Source organism: Chitinophaga niabensis, assembly GCF_039545795.1.
GTDB lineage: Bacteria > Bacteroidota > Bacteroidia > Chitinophagales > Chitinophagaceae > Chitinophaga > Chitinophaga niabensis_B.
On record NZ_CP154260.1, the window covers coordinates 4,808,779 to 4,824,702 of the forward strand.

The 15,924-nt window shown below is 43.6% G+C and carries 8 protein-coding genes; all 8 read right to left on the reverse strand.

Annotation, left to right across the window (positions count from 1 at the left end; all coding sequences use genetic code 11):
* Positions 1-4: 4 nt before the first annotated feature.
* Positions 5-3,346: a DUF5107 domain-containing protein gene (locus AAHN97_RS19070; protein ID WP_343303663.1), complete on the reverse strand. Its 3,342-nt coding sequence runs from the start codon at positions 3,344-3,346 to the stop codon at positions 5-7.
* 1 nt (position 3,347) lies between these two features.
* On the reverse strand, positions 3,348-4,694 hold the full coding sequence (locus AAHN97_RS19075) for a sugar porter family MFS transporter (protein WP_343303664.1): 1,347 nt from the start codon (positions 4,692-4,694) through the stop codon (positions 3,348-3,350).
* Between the two features lie 81 nt (positions 4,695-4,775).
* The gene (locus tag AAHN97_RS19080; protein WP_343303665.1) at positions 4,776-6,746 is read right to left on the reverse strand and encodes a glycoside hydrolase family 97 protein; all 1,971 of its coding nucleotides are present in this window, start codon (positions 6,744-6,746) and stop codon (positions 4,776-4,778) included.
* Positions 6,743-7,774, reverse strand: coding sequence for an aldose epimerase family protein (locus tag AAHN97_RS19085; protein ID WP_343303666.1), 1,032 nt, complete (start codon positions 7,772-7,774; stop codon positions 6,743-6,745). Before AAHN97_RS19085 ends, AAHN97_RS19080 begins: the two co-directional genes overlap by 4 nt.
* Positions 7,775-7,936: 162 nt before the next feature.
* On the reverse strand, positions 7,937-9,163 hold the full coding sequence (locus AAHN97_RS19090; RefSeq protein ID WP_343303667.1) for a DUF4998 domain-containing protein: 1,227 nt from the start codon (positions 9,161-9,163) through the stop codon (positions 7,937-7,939).
* A gap of 30 nt (positions 9,164-9,193) precedes the next feature.
* Positions 9,194-10,411: a DUF4959 domain-containing protein gene (locus tag AAHN97_RS19095; protein ID WP_343303668.1), complete on the reverse strand. Its 1,218-nt coding sequence runs from the start codon at positions 10,409-10,411 to the stop codon at positions 9,194-9,196.
* A gap of 16 nt (positions 10,412-10,427) precedes the next feature.
* On the reverse strand, positions 10,428-12,362 hold the full coding sequence (locus AAHN97_RS19100; RefSeq protein ID WP_343303669.1) for a RagB/SusD family nutrient uptake outer membrane protein: 1,935 nt from the start codon (positions 12,360-12,362) through the stop codon (positions 10,428-10,430).
* A gap of 30 nt (positions 12,363-12,392) precedes the next feature.
* Positions 12,393-15,674, reverse strand: a complete 3,282-nt coding sequence (locus AAHN97_RS19105) for a SusC/RagA family TonB-linked outer membrane protein (RefSeq protein WP_343303670.1) — start codon at positions 15,672-15,674, stop codon at positions 12,393-12,395.
* Positions 15,675-15,924 lie beyond the last annotated feature (250 nt).

A 15,924-nucleotide genomic window follows, 5' to 3' on the forward strand; every position in this document is an offset into this window, starting at 1 on the left:
CTAACTAATCTATAAGATCTATTATCGGTTTCTGGATTTCAAGATGTTGTTTAGCTCCCAGGTGTTCAGCATCAAGACTGAGCACATCAAGGAACGAACGGTTCGCCAGTTCATTTGACCCTAATCCCAGGTATCCCAGACCACTAATGAAAAGGCAATGGACCTTATTCCTCATTTGGAGATCATCTTCAAATACCAGCAGATTGGGTAGTGAAACAGCAAAATAATCAATTTTTACATCGTCTGTCATGTGTTGCAGGCCATAATTGACCAGGCGTTTAAAAATTCCGGTTGCTTTTTCCTGATCTCCCAGCTTTTTCCATGCCAGCCCCTGGTAAAAGATCTTGTCCGGTTGCTGATCATTATAGAAAATAGCGGCAGCAGGTTCCGTACTCCCGATAGTCGCTTTTTGGAAATAAGTAATGGCCTGCTGCTGATCACCGAGGTCATTAAAAGCGCAGCCCATCAGGTAAAATATCTCGTTCTCCTGTGTTCCGAACAACTTTCCTTCACCCAGGTTATGGGGATAGATCTGGGCCTGTTTCAACAGTTCAATGGCTTGCCCGGGATGCCCATCTGCAATCATCATCTTTGCTGTTTGTACCAGCGCATACACATACTGTCCGGAAGCTTTACCTTCTCCGCCTTCCCAGGGATGGAACTGCCTGTTCCTGAGCAGTTGTATGGCTTTGGCATGATCACCAATAAAATTATAGATCGTAATCATTTCCAGGTAAACATCATCCCTTCGAGCAGCGGTTTCCTGATGTTTCACCAAAAACTTCAGCCTTTCCCAGGGCGTATGGTTCAATCTTTTGTAGAGTTGGTGAAGCTCCATCAGTACACGATCATCTTCGGGATCCAGCTCAAATGCTTTTTCAAAGCACATTAAAGCTTTCTGCTGATCATTCAGCTTATTAAAATATGCAATGCCAAGATTTCTCCATACCGTTGGGAAACCGGGATCTGTCTTGGCAGCGTTCTCCCAATAATGTATGGCAAGTAAATACTGGCGCTTGTCGTAAAACAGGTTACCCAGGTAATAAGGGGCCCGGGGATCTTCCGGACGAAGTGATATGGCCAGCTGCAAAGCGTTTATATCTTCCAGCCTATTTGGAAAACATAAATAAGGATCTGCTTCAGCTGCTTTGCTGAGCAGGTCTTCGGCCTTATCCTTCTTGTGCAGGTGATGAGCAAACAGGGCCATATGATAATACACCATCGGATGAGTTCCTGTTTGTTTAACTGCATGCCGGAGCAGGTCTGATGCTTCACCATACAATCCTGCCGCAGCATAATCCAGCGCGTAGGTAATAAAATTATGCTCATATCCCCTGGACAGTTTCAGCAGCTCTTCCAAAGCAGCGCTACATGCAGCAGTTTGAAATGTTGCCCCCAAAGCCAGTGAAAGTTCATATAGTGCGCCCAAATTAAACGGATCTCTGATCAGAGCAGCTTTGCAGACTGAGATGGCCTGATCATATTGTCCCATCTTCCTGTATGCAGCAGCTTTGATAACGTAGGCTTTGCTATTGTTGGCATTACTATCTATTGCAGCATTGATGTGTTCTAAGGCCAGTTCGTGATCTCCCCGGGCTATGTCTATCTGCGCTACGGCAAAGTATCCACTGTCTTTCCAGGCTTTACCCCATGTTGCTTTATAAAAAAACTGATAGGCTTCATCAGGCTTATTCTGGAACTTAAGGCTTAAAGCCAGGTTGTAATAAGGCTCCGTATCATAAGGGTTTGGATTGCGCTGTGTACTTGTCTGGATGGCCTTTCTGAAATAGGGTTCGCTTTGGCCAAACTGACCTCTCCGCAGGTACCAAAGGCCTAGTGCATTGTTACACCTGATGTCCTGAGGATCACGTTTTAAGGCTTCTTCATAATAGGGCACCGGGCTATAGGTTGCGTGACGATATTGTTCGAGGTGCTGGCCAGCTAAAAATAACTGTTCATTATTTTCCGCCAGTTCAGGTGCAACTGCTGGTTTTGCAGCTTCCGGGATCGCATTCATTTTATTGGCTGCCGGTTCGTACCTGATGAGCTCATTGCCCTTTTCGGAGTGGATGATCAATAACAAACCGTTTTCCTTTACCGCTTCCGGCAGGTTTATTTTTTTGACATACACCTGCTTTGGATCAATACTTACCTGATCGTTGAAGAGTTCAGTTCCTTCATAAAAGAGCTGAATGCGTATGTCTTTCTGAAATGAAGTTACATAGATCTTTAGTTCTGCTAAGCCCTCGTGTACGTCCAATGCCAGCAAGATATCCCGGGTAGCATTTTTTACCATACCCAATTCCCGGTAGGGCATAAAATACTGGGTAAAGGATTTTTCTTCATTCGGCAACAGCCAGGTAAAATCCGGCTGATTGTCTGTAAACATACCGGTCATCAGTTCTATATAAGGCCCGTCTTCATCAGTAAGGTTCCTGTCCCAGGCCTGTCCAAAATCACTATGCCCCCATGTCCACTGCTTTTTACCGGGAGAAACATGGTGGTTGGCCACATGAAGTAATCCACCCCTTGAATCGTGTTCGTAGCCGCCTACAAAGTCATAAGCAGAATTAATGGCCATGTAGGAAGTAGGGACGGGAATATTCTTATACATAGATATATCTGTTCCCGGGGCATAATTTACTTTGTAATAAGTGCCGGTGGCAATTGGAAAAGTGGATACATCACGTTTGCCGTGATCAAACACAGCATTCACATCGGGAGGAAATACAGACTGATAATGGTCATTAACCTTTACGGCCGGATTGGCCCACCAGAGAAAAGTCTGGGGTAAGCTCGAGCGGTTAAGCAGCTTAGCTTTGATCTCAATATAGGCTTTACCGGGATGTAATGTAAAACCAGCAAGCCCCTTTGTGTGGAACATCTGCTCCACTTCGTTCACCCATACGGTCATGCTTCCGTCTGGATTTTCTTCAATCTTATAATCCACAGGATCAAATGTACTGGGACGATGGTGCTGGGGCCAGTTGAACTCGATCCCTCCTGATATCCATGGGCCTGTAAGTCCCACCAGCGCAGGTTTGATCACCTGATTGTAGTAAATAAAATGCCGCTGTTTGATCTTATCATATGCCATCTGTATCCTGCCTCCAAGTTCCGGCAGGATCATGATCTTCAGGTATTCGTTCTCCAGGAAAAGTCCTTTATAAGCCTTGTCAGCTTTTTCATCATATATCTTTTCGATAACCGGGTTAGGATAAACTACGCCACTGCTGCCCTGGTAAATGCGTTTTTCAAAGAACATAGGGTTCTTGTCTGGTTTACCGATACCATAGGTGGGTATGATCACTTCTTCTTCCCACACGTTTACTTGTGCTGTTTTCATACTAATGTCTTATTAAATTGTCTTCAAGTTCTTCAAGGGTTTGTCCTTTGGTTTCCCTGACTTTCCTTAACACAAAGAGAAAGCCCAGGAAACAGATGCCTGCATAGAGATAGAACGGCCCGTATGCACCTAATTTTTTAGCGAGGATAGGAAATGTAAACACCAGGATAAAGTAGGCACCCCAAAGAGAAACAATGGCCACTGATGAAGCCATGCCCCTTATCTTGTTTGGAAAGATCTCTGAGATCAACACCCAGGTTACCGGCGCCAGGGAAATCGCATACATGCTAATGGCCAATAAAACAAAAATGGAAACCATACCTGCGGGGAACTGTTTTTGCAGCATAAACGCCAGGATGATGTATACGATAGATAATCCCAATGAGCCGATCAGCATCAGTGGGCGGCGGCCCAATTTATCCACCTGCCACATGGCCAGCAGGGTAAACACCAGGTTCACAAATCCGATCGCAACAGTTTCAAAAAGCTGCCTGTCGAGATTTGCTCCAACAGATTCAAATATGGTGGAAGTATAATTGAACACCACATTGATCCCGCAGAACTGCTGGAATACTGCTAAAGTGATCCCAACAGCTACGGCAGGCCGCACACGTTTATCAAATAGTTCTCTATAAGTGTGTTTAGTAGTACCAGTCAACGATCTTTGAATGGCCGAAACTGTACTTTCAACAAATTCTGCTGAGCCAATTTTATCTAAAACTGCCCGGGCTGCTACAGCCTGTCCATCTTTCAGTAGCCAACGCGGGCTTTCTGGAAGCCACATCACACCTAATAAAAAGAAAACAGAAGGTACTGTTCCCAATCCAAACATCCACCTCCAGGCATTTTCACCCGTATCAGCCAAAAAGTAATTCACCAGGTTGGTGACCAGGATCCCGATCACCACAGTCAATTGGTTGATCGCTACATTCCGGCCCCGTACTTTTGCAGGTGAGATCTCAGCAATGTACATCGGGCATAACATAGATGCCATTCCAACGCCGATCCCTGCGGCAAAGCGCATCAGCATGAAGAAAGTAAGGCCTGGGGAAAATGCTATTGCGATAGAGGAAATGGCGAAAATAAAAGCAGCGAGCATCAAGCCGGGTTTTCTGCCATATCTGTCAGCCAGCTTTCCGGCAATTAAACAGCCCACTATGCATCCTAAAGCTAAGGAGCCTGTTAAAAAACCCTCCCACCAGGCATCCAGCATAAACTGTTCTCTCAGGAACGGCAAGGCTCCAGATATCACTGCAAAGTCGAACCCAAACAAATAACCGCCGAGGGCAGAGATGAATGAAATTCCAATAATGTACCTGCTGTTGAATGTGTTTTTATTGTCCGTCATGTCATTTCTTGGTTATTTAAAGTTGTCTTTTTGTTATAAGTTGAACAATGGATATATTCAGTTAAACCATGGACTATATGCTCATTCTACATTGATATAAGCAACCGCTCCTCCTCCCTTAGCCAGCGGGAGTTTTATTTTAGTTTGGCTGCTAACTGACATGGTCTGATAATGATAGTCTGAAGCATTGATGCTACCCGCGTCCGTATATAAATTAACCAGGTAGGTTTTGCCGGCAGGTAAAAAAGAAAAATCAAGCTGTAGTGTTCGTTCATTCCAGTTGGTCATTGCGCCAACAAACCATTTATTCTGATATCTTTTGGCCATTAAAGCATATTCTCCTACCTGGGCATCCAATACCCTGGTTTCCTCAAATACAGTGGGAACTGCTGACAGAAACTTCAATACATCCGGGTATTTCTGATATTCATCCGGAGAGTCACAAAGCATGGCAAGGGGCTGGTCGAAGATCACAAACATCGCCAGTTCATGACACTTTGTTCCCTGGGTAGAAGGTAGTCCCGGATCTACAGGTTTAAATGTTTCCCTGCTGCTGTTCCGCATAGAGCCCGGCGTATAATCCATAGGGCCTGCAAGCATGCGGATGAAGGGGATCAGCAAGTGATGATCCGGATTGGCACTATAATCCCATTTTGAACATTCCGCTCCCCTTACGGCCTCATAGTTTACAATGTTGGGATAGGTCCTCTGCAGACCGGTAGGTTTGCTGCAACCATGGAAGTTTACCATCAGGTTCCTTTTGGCTGCTTCACGGGCAATCTGCTCAAACCATTGTATGGCCAGCTGATCGTCCCGGTCAATAAAATCTACCTTAATTCCGGCAGCTCCAATAGATTTCAGAAAATCCAGCTGTCCTTCAAGGTCCTTCATCAATGTACTGGCTACACACCATAGAAAAACGCCTACCTGTTTTGATGCAGCACGCTGGATCACACTGCGCACATCCAGCTTTGGGTTAACTTTTAGCAAATTATAATTGTCGGACCAGCCGGCATCGATCATCAGGTATTCAAAATGATTTTCTGCTGCAAAATCTACATAGTAGTTATAAAGCGCAGTGTTCCTGTTGGCCATACCGGAGGGAATAGCTGCCCCCGGCAGCAATGCATCATGCCACCATTCCCAGGCAGCCTTTCCTGGTTTTATCCAGGAAGTATTGCTGATCTTTGAGGGAGTGGCCAATTTGTAGATCAGCTGGTTGCTAAGCAGTGTTTTATCGTCATCAGTAGCTATGATCACCCTCCAGGGGAAACTTCTTTCGCCATAGGTTTTAGCAATAAAACCGGACCTCTCCTTCACTACTGATACAAAATCACCCCAGCTTCCCATTACCGTACTTAAAGGATAGCGTGACCACAAGCCGGTCATTTTGCCATTATCTTTAAGTACATACATACCGGGATAATCAAACAGGTCTGATTCTGCAATGACCACTTTAAGGCCAGATCCCGGATAGGCAAATAAAGTGGGTGTAATGGCCTTTTTCCCGTTAGGTATCAGTGCCAGCTTATTATATGTTACATAGGGAACTTCCCAGGAAGTAAAGTTGTCTGTTTCAGGAAAGATCACCTGCGGAGTGCCAGGAAGGTTAAAATCTGCGCGCTCTGCCATTACTTTTACCGTATCTGCGATGTGGGTGATGAAACGATAAGCAAGCCCATCATTATAAGCTCTGAAGGCGATAGCATAATGGCCCTGAAAGTCAATCAGCAATTCGTTAAAGGCGTTATCAAGTGCAGCCTCCTTACCATACAAGGGTTTTATCTGCGCCCTGGATCTATGCTCCCTGACCTGCCGGATATTTGCGGACCTTCCCAGTACCTGGTTCTCCAATGTCATTGAAATTACAGATGGAGCAATTACCAGCTGATCTTTTAACGATACGCTATAAGTAATGCTGTCATCTATCACCACATTGAACTGCAGTTTGCCATTTGGCGATGCCAGTGTATAACTTTTAGGTTTCGTAATGGCACTGGCCGCCTTACAAGTGAATATGATGAGAAGCCCGCTAATTAAAAGAAATTTCATGTTATTGTTCTGAATTTAAAATGAATACTATGCTGATAAACAGTTCCCGGAGTTAATACTGTTGAAGGAAATAAAGACTGGTTGGGGCTATCCGGGAAATACTGGCATTCTAAACACAATCCGTCAAAAGGTCCGTATATCTTTCCGTGATTTCCCATTTCGCTGCTTTCCAAATAATCCCCTGTATACAACATTAAGCCAGGATATGAGGTATACACCTCCATTACTCTACCTGATTGCGGCGATGTGAGTATACAAGCCGGTACTTTAGCCCATTCGCCTTCATCCAGCACATAACAAACATTCAGACCGGAAACATCACCGGCATCATTTACTGTTATTTTCTCACTGATCTTATTCTTCTTAAAAGACAAGTCAGCAGCAGGAATAATCAGGCCGGAAGGTATATGGTCCGGTCCGGCATCAACCAGGTAATTCGAATGGATGGTGAGTTCGTGATCGAATATCTTGGTGGTAGCGCCTGAAAGGTTAAAATAGGCATGATTGGTAAAATTGGCGATAGTGTTCTGATCACTGCTTGCCCAATAATCAATCAGCAGTTCATTGTCATCGGTCCAGCGGTAACTCACCTTAAATTCCAGGTTACCCGGAAAACCTCCTTCACCATCTTCGCTAAACAGGCTAAAGGAGAGCGTCTGCTGGTCAATATCATAATCAAACACCCGGGCATTAAATCCGGCACTGCCACTATGGATATTATTTCCACCATCATTAGCATTCAATGTATAACTATGGCCATCGAGGATAAACTTTGCGCCCGAGATCCTGTTAGCAAATCTTCCAATAGTGGCCCCGATATAATTTTTATCGCAGAGATATCCCTGCAGGTCCGGAAAACCGAGTATAACATTGCCGAGTAAACCTTTTCTATCAGGAACATAGGCAGCGACTAATGTCGCCCCATAATTGCTAAGGTTTACAAAAGCACCGCTGGCATTTTCCATCCTGAACAGATGAATCGTATCATTGTTCTGTTTACTCCATGGATGATGTGTGATCTTACTCATAAACTTCTAAAGGACACTCGCAGATTGGTTAACTATAATTACACACCTATGGCTATCCGCCTGCAATGTGCATCGGTGATATGGTTTCAAACGAGTATAGTTATCAGGAAATAAAGTTGGTTTCTTTTTAGTGATGTCACTAAAAGAAACCAACAGATCTATTTAATTCACTTTAAAGAACGACAATTCCAAAAGGTGGATGTAATTAACTCCTCCCCATGTTTCCAGCACTTTAAAGCGGAGATATTTTACCTGGGGAGTACCGGCAGGAAAAGTAAACTTTTCACCAGCTCTTGCAAATGAACGGTCTGCATCACTCAGCTGCCCCCTAGGTAAGCCCGATGGTTTCATCGAAGTAAACGTTTCTAATTTTGTCCAGCTGTTATCAAAACTTCCGTTTGTATTTGGATTGTTGCTGCCCCATACTTCAAACACCTTAAGGTTCCCCACATCGTATAAGGCATTATCGCGTTGCCAAAGCCTGAAATGGTCCAGCTTTGCAGTTTGCCCCATGTCTATTGTAAACCATTGTGGCAAACCGGATCCGCCGGTGTGGAAACCCGCCGGGTCTCCTCCGCCCGTACCATCATTATTGTCCCATAAATTCTCCAGTTTCCATCCATATTCATCATTGATATCTGTAGGAAGCTTATAGGTTCTGAATAATGATTTGTCTAATTGTGTGACCTTAAAGATCGTTGGGAAATCTGCAAACTGCACAACGTTGAAATTGTCAATAGATCCGAGCTCCGGAATATAAGAAGAGCGGTATTGTATAGTTGTACCCAGCTTGTAATTTGGGATCACTATGCTATTATTCTCTGCCAGCAATTGCCTTTCCTCTATTGCTCCGGTGTTGTTGGTATAACGGATCGTTGTAGCTACATTCAACGTGTCTTTCTTGTTAAAGTTCAGCTGCAGCGTCCCATCAGGTAAAAACATATAGGGCTCGCTTGCATTGATCCCTCTGTTCAGTAATGTACTGATATAAGTTGTTCCGTATACCCTCACGTTATTTATCTCGGTCGCAATGGATTTATTGCCTTCGTTATCATAGGAAACCACTACAAAAGCGTAGACATATTCATTCAGGTTAGGTACAATCACCTTTACGGTATCCTTAGGATCATGCGTAGTTGCAGCTACCTCCATTTTATTTACACCGTTGTTCCAGGAAATAACATACCTGGTAATACTTGGATCGGGGCTCGGATGCCAAAACAGTTCTGCACGTAAGTTACCCGTGTTATAACCCGCCGCCTGGATCTTTCCGGAATATTTAATCTCTTTATCTTCCAGGAAAGCTTTATAATCATCACCATACTTTTTACATCCCCAAAATACCAGGGATATAAAACAGATGAGGGCAATATTATTTATGATCTTCATAACCTATTTCTTTAAATTAAATATTAACACTTATAGTGGATTACCATACATGCTTATTTCTAAAGCATTTACATAAGTTAAACCACCCCAGGTCTGGGTAACTTCAAGCCTGATGTATTTCGCAGGCCCGGCTGATCTTGGCATGGTGAAATTGACACCTTTAGCCACAAAGGCTTTATCAGCCTCATTTGCCTGGCTTGGCGCCAAACCTGATGGCGGATTCGGAAAAACAAAATTGCCCATATTCACCCAGTCCCCCGCCACAGTGCCCAGTGCAGAACCGGTTGGCAGGTTTACATCTGCAGGGTTATCCTTATTGGAGCCCCATAGCGTAAATTTGCGTGTGTTCTGATATTCATAATAACTTGATCCCCTTTGCCACATTACAAACCGACTGATCTTGGCCGATACGCCTATACCAAATGTGCCGATGCTTTTGGGAACATTGGTATTGGTATGCCAGCCCGGTTCACCTAAATTACCATCGAAGAGATACTTTAAGTCCCAGCCAAACTGATTGGTTGGCGCGTCGCTGGCCAGGTGATAAACAGAAAATTTACTTTTATCCAAAAGCGTTTCAAACAATGGCGTTATCGTTTTAAATACCGTATCTGAAACATTGCCAAATCTGTCTGTGGTGTATACGCCAACCTTCTGCGGCACCGGTGGCAAATTCCTGATAGAAACATCTATCGTGTCTGTACTAATATATTCGGGGTCCTGCTCTTCGTACTTTTTGGTGGTTTCGTTGTATACCAGTAAATGCAGCGCAAGCGGCGATTTATTTTTGTTTAGCCCAAAGAAATTAGCTCCTCCAAAATCTGGTGTAATTGCAAGACCGGAATTAATCAGAATATAATTGGGCGTTTTGGGATGTACCTTTATAACAACCGGATCAGACATCACGTTTGCCCGGCTCACAGCATATAAGGAAACTTCGTATTCTTTTTCCCTGGCGAAACCGTCTACCATAATGGTATCCGTATAATAACTGGACTTAGTTTCCCTTACACGATTATCATTAATAGAATAGCGGGCCAAAACATACAAGAGGTTCTTTGAATCGGGTAACCTGTAGGTAATTCTTGCAGCTCCATCCAGGTTCTCTACACTTACATTACTTACCACGCCAGGTTTTGTCATATCCTTTGATATGATATCAATATTGGGGTCCTCCTCTTTACACGAGGCCAGCAATATGGTAAACATCAAAAAAAGCAGGCTTTTTATATCATTGAGTTTTTTCATCTTCGTAGATTTTGAATTACCAAAATATGGTTTGGGTCAGGTTTTCGTTCTTAACCACCTCTTCATTTTTTATAGGCCATAAATAATCTTTCAGGCCAAAAGTTGGCACAGCTATAGTTACAGGTCTGTAATAGTTTGCCGGGGCATCCTCATTTACATTCCAACCTTGCAGCGGTCTGCTGAGCACACCTTGTAGTTCCTTCCAGCGGCGCAGATCCCAGCCACTCTGACCTTCAAAACATAACTCTATCCTTCGTTCCTGGTGGATGATCTCTCTTCTGCCTTCTTTGGTATCGGGCTTACCGGGTTTATTTGAATACTGCTGCCATGCCGTTGCCACTCCAACCAAACCAGCCCTGGTGCGCACTTTGTCTACCCAGGATAAAATATCTGCTTTAGATGCAGCTCCTTCTTCATTTAAAGCCTCCGCATATAATAAGTATAAACCAGCCAAACGCGCAACAGGTAATTTGAAGGAGGTAAAGCTGGCATTCTGATTCATGATTGACATATAGTGCACCAGTTTCTTAGGCCAGTATCCGGTTACATTGGTGGCATATTGACTCTTAGGGCCTGCAAGGGCAAAGCGTCCCCTGCCCTGCACATAGTAAGCATCGCTTTCATTGATCTTATCATTACCAAACCAGATACCGCCATCGAATCCCAACGCAGCGTAAAACCTTGGTTCGCGATTAAAATTGGCTTTTGCTGTTTCGTAGCCTTCTTTGATATAATGTTTATTATCCGCATCTCCAGGTCGCGTGGTATTCCTCCCGGAGTAATCAAAAACACCGCTTTTATCCTCATTGATGGGCACACCATTTTTGGTATAGAACAATTCAGTAGTTGATAGTGGCACTGCCCAGTTTGAGGGATGCTCGTTACCCAAAGAAACCGATTCCTGGTTCAGTTTGGGAAAGCTGAATCCCTGGTACGGAAAATCATACTGTGAAGAAATGATCAGTTCTGGATTTTGGTCCCATTTTTCGGTGATCACTGCTTGTAACTTCAATACCTGTTTCAGTTCATCAGATACATTAGATACCTTATCGATAGGGATCCTGTTGTATAGGTCACCACCCTGTGCAAGAAACTCATCGATAGCTTCTTTACAGGCTTTGGCTGCCAGGGACCATTTCTGAGGATCAGCAGTTGCTGAAAACAAACTCCGGCCATCTTTGTCTTTAAAATCAACATAGTCAGGATTACCATTAAATAAGGGGCTTGCGGCTGTAGTTAATACTTCTGCCTTTAAAGCCATTCCCATGGCTTTTGTTGGCCGGCCCAACTCTAAAAGACGGTTACCGATAATGACAGGCAGGTCCGGTATAGCTTCCTCTAAAAGCTGGGTTACATAGGCAAAGGATTCATCAACAGTTGCTCTTTTAACTTTTGTTGCCTCTATAGGGCCATCAATTGCCCGGTTTTCCTTAGCCAGCGTAATCGGGCCATATAACTTAATAAGATAGTAATGATAAAATGCTTTTAAAAACTTAGTCTCGGCGATCCATCTTTTCTTCTCAGGCTCTTTCAGATCATAAGGCTTATTAATGTTCTCCAGCATGATGTTACACCTTCTCAGCGCAATATACAGGGGCTGACCTCCATTGGAGCCGTTCCAGTAATTGATCACCGGATCCGATGTATTTTGTACGCCGCCTCTTATAAGTTTAAAGCCCGGAGATTTAATCTGGTTAAAGGGATTATCATCCAGGCCAAGAGGATAGACCACTTCTGATGAGGTCACAAAACCCACATTATTCTCCACATCACGATTGATACTCTGATATGCATTAAAACATCCATAGAGGTAATTCTCTGCCTCATTCCTGTTCGAAAAAGCGTAGTCGAGCGTGCCCACATTATTGGGAACAACATCCAGGTATTTTTGGCAGGAGGCCCCCATGATACACAGTACAACAACGCTGGCCAGTTTATTATAGAATTTCATATCTCTAGTTTTTTCTGCTATGATGAACAATTACAAATTCAGGTTTATACCCAAATTGAATACCTTTTGTATGGGATAAGCAAATCCATTACCTCCCAATTCCGGATCCCACATTTTGAAGGGACTCCAGGTGATCAGATTCAATCCGTTGAAGTAAAAGCGGCAGTTTGAGATCTTTAAAGACCTCAGGACGTTTTTGGGCAGGGTATAACCAATTTCAAGTGATTTTAACCGGATGAAACTTCCATCCCGAAGCCACCAGGAACTGGGCTGCAAATTATTAGCGATCAATTCATTGCTGGTGCCCAGGCGAGGATAAGTGGCGTACACATCCTGGTTTTCCTCAGACCAGTGACTGTCTGCAAAAGCTTTCAATACCTGCGCTCTCCCTTCTACATATCTTACATTACGTTCCAAAAACGGACTTACCTTTCTCGGATCAATAAAGAAGGAAACTCTTGCCTGACCCTGAAAAAACGCGGAGAGATCAAATCCCTTAAATCCTGAGGAAAGACCAAAGCCATATACAATTTCCGGCGTACTCGGATAGCCCATAAATACCATATCCAGATCATCAATCTTACCATCTCCGTTCAGGTCGCGATATTTAATATCACCGCCTCTGGGTATCACTCCTGTAATTTTATTATCGTAAGCATCCTGTGTGGTGAACAATTGTTTTGGCGAGTTGGCCACTTCAGCATCATCTACAAACAGGCGTTCGGCTATAAAGCCATAGCCACGGCTGATCGGCTGGCCCATAAAATGTCTCCAGGTTTCAGGATAATTAGGTTCTTCTATATAAGTGTATTTGTTGGTTGAATAGGTAAAGTTACCCCTGACTGAAGCCCAAAGACCATTGTTGAAATTCTGTTTGTAATCCAATGACAGGTCTATACCTTTTGAATCAACTTCCCCCAGATTGGTTAAAACATCAGCCTCGAAACCTTCCGTTGCTGGTATGTTCCGCTTGCGTAAGATATCGAAACGGTGATTCTTATAAATTTCCGCTATGATATTGAAGTTTTTCAACAAGGTGATCTCCGCTGCCAGATTGGTTTGTTTTGAAGTTTCCCAGGTAATATTAGAATTGGCATAACTTCTAATGGTCACACCGTTCAACTGGTTTTGGTTATTGATACCAAACTGGGCAAAGTTGCCTCCATTCAGATTCACATCAGAAAGGTAAAAGAAACGTTGGGAACCGATCGCATCATTACCCACCAAACCATGGCTGAAACGGAACTTTAAACGGTTCACGATATCGTTCTGTTTCCAAAAGGCTTCGTTAGAAGGTACCCAAGCTGCTCCGATGGTCGGGAAAAAACCATAGCGGTTATTGGATGAAAAACGTTCAGAGCCATTATATCCAAAATTAAACTCTACAAAATACCTGTCATTAAATGAATAGGTAGCCCTGCCTGCCAAACCAAGATTTCTGAAAGGCAAAGAATAAGGCAGCGTAGTTGTGTTTGTTCTGGGATCTTTAGCACTTGAATACAAGGTTTGTTGTGAAGTACCGATCAGTGTAGAACTGAGGGTATGGTTACCAAATTTCCTGTTATAGTCTAAAGCAGCCTGAATGTAGTAGAATGAATTAGCATTAGGTTCACTCTTGGAATATTCCAGGTATTCTGTAGGCACATTGCTGAATGATGGACCCTTCATGGGATTAAGCCAGGTCAGTGTATAGGTATTGTCTTCTTTATTATAGCTATCAGCGCTGTAAAAATAAGGGGAGTAAGCAAGTTGAGAATCAAAATAAGAGTACCTGTTGGTATTAAATATTCCTCTTAATTTAAGGCCCTTAGTGATAAAATCAAAGTTCTGATTGATCTCCAGTTGTGCGGACATGCGCGACTCTGAGGAGTTCTTATGTCCTTTTAAAAGTTGTGCATAAGGATTTCCGTTCGGATAAAGGATACTGTTACTTCTTGTTCCATTGGGTCCGCCTATGTTTCCAAACAGGATGTGGTTGGCTCCCATATTGGCTTCATCGGCAGGATAATATGCCGGAAATAAAACCGGGCTGGCATGAGAAGCAATGGCATACAGATCTGAAGCAAAAGATCCATCTAAGGTGATGGGCCCGTTATAATCACTAAATGTACCTGAAAGCCTTACAATCGCCTCCGTAGATTTAGTAAGACTAATATTGACGTTTGAACGTAACTGGTAGTTCTTAAAATTAACGTTGTTCTCATTGTTATTGCGTATGTCCGTTTTCAATATTCCATTGTCCACATTATAGGAACCGGAGATATAATACTTAGCTACGCCGCCGCCACCGCTAATACTTAAATTGTTACGCTGTGTACTGGCCTTATCTTTAAACAGCATATCGATCCAATCAACCGCCGGGTATACATAAGGGTTATTGCCTGATGTGCCGGCAATGGTGGCTTTTGTATTTTGTATTTTAACCGCTGGAAAAGGCAAGGGTAAAGCCGGGTCACGTGTTAATGAAGCTTCATTAAACAGTTCCATATACTGAATAGGATCTACCAGCTTAAGTGTTTGGGTAGATTGCGACTGGGAGTATTCCGATCGGAAATTTACATTAGCCTTTCCTTCTTTACCTTCTTTGGTACTTACCAGTATTACACCATTGGCACCACGGGCACCATAAAGTGCTGTTGCACTGGCATCTTTCAGGATGGTAAAACTGGCGATATCATCAGGTTGTAAGCGGGCCAGATCATTGGGCGTCAACTCCACATTGTCAATCAGGATAAGCGGGTCCTGTTTATAACCAAAAGTGGTTACTCCCCTGATAAAGAAAGAGGCGTTGTCCTGCCCCGGCTGTCCGCTACGCTGATAAGAGATGATTCCCGCTGCCTGTCCGGCAAGTGCAGCAGTCAGGTTGCTGGCGGGGATCTTCAGATCACCAGGTTTAATGGTGGTTACCGAACCTACTACAGCTTCTCTCCGTTGTTTTTGCCCCATCGCCGTGATCACTACCTCGTTGGCCTGCATGCTGTTTTCTACCAGGCGGATGTTGAGGGTTTTGGTAGTGGTCGTTACAGTGATGCGCTGCTCTTTAAATCCGATGTAAGTGATCCTGAGCACCGCTCCCTCGTTCGCCTCGATTACAAATTTGCCATTTCCATCGGTTTGGGTCCCGATCTTAGTTCCCACAACCATTACTGTCGCACCAGGGATGCTTCTGCTTAGTGTGTCTGATACTGTACCGGATACAGTGATCTTAGCAGTTCCTTGTGCGTAGGCCTTGTTTCCGGCAATTGAAAAAAAGCATATCAGCAGCAATGCTGAAGCCCAGTGGCCTTTACTAAAATTAAAAATGTATCTCATAAAAGTGGAATTGAGTTTGTGAACAGATTAGCGGGGAATTTGTGCAGGTAAGGGGAATAAAAACACCCTCTGTTCCACAGAAAAAAATGATAAAACAGCTTTATACGCTGGGTAAAAGTTAGATTCATAACGCTTGGGTCGGTTGATAATTGGTAGATAATTGGTCAAGTAAAACTACTCTAAACCAGCTCTCAGGAAATGTATAAACTAATCATAATGATGGACAATAACATCATTCATTATCTTCAAA